Origin of the sequence: Prauserella cavernicola (assembly GCF_016595675.1) — a bacterium.
Classification (GTDB): domain Bacteria; phylum Actinomycetota; class Actinomycetes; order Mycobacteriales; family Pseudonocardiaceae; genus Prauserella_A; species Prauserella_A cavernicola.
Genome location: NZ_JAENJH010000043.1, coordinates 1 through 316, shown reverse-complemented (window position 1 = coordinate 316; position 316 = coordinate 1). Strand labels below are relative to the sequence as shown.

1 pseudogene is annotated in these 316 nt (G+C 73.4%); it reads left to right on the top strand.

Features of this window, described 5'->3' with window-relative positions:
- Nucleotides 1–296: pseudogene (locus JHE00_RS34610) on the top strand (SAM-dependent methyltransferase); the annotation flags it as partial.
- Between the last annotated feature and the right edge of the window lie 20 nt (nucleotides 297–316).

Below are 316 nucleotides of genomic sequence, written 5' to 3'. Positions count from 1 at the left end.
AGTTCTTCCTCGGCCCCCGGCCGCAGGCACGCCTCCAGCGCGATCCGGAGACGGAGGCGGCCGACGCGCGGGCGGCGGGACTCGAGGAGGTGCACCTGCGCACCGAGCGGCTGCGCGCCGAGTTCCTCGACATCGGCGCGGTGGTCTACTTCCTGCGCAAAGAGGTCTGGACCGTGCCGGGGTTCACCGTCGAGGCCCACCGAGACCGGGTGCGCGCACTGCACGAGCTGATCCGGCGCGACGGCAGCTTCGTGGCCCACGCGAGCCGCACCCTGATCGAGGCCCGCAAGCCCTGAGCGCTCAGCGTTCCGGCGCG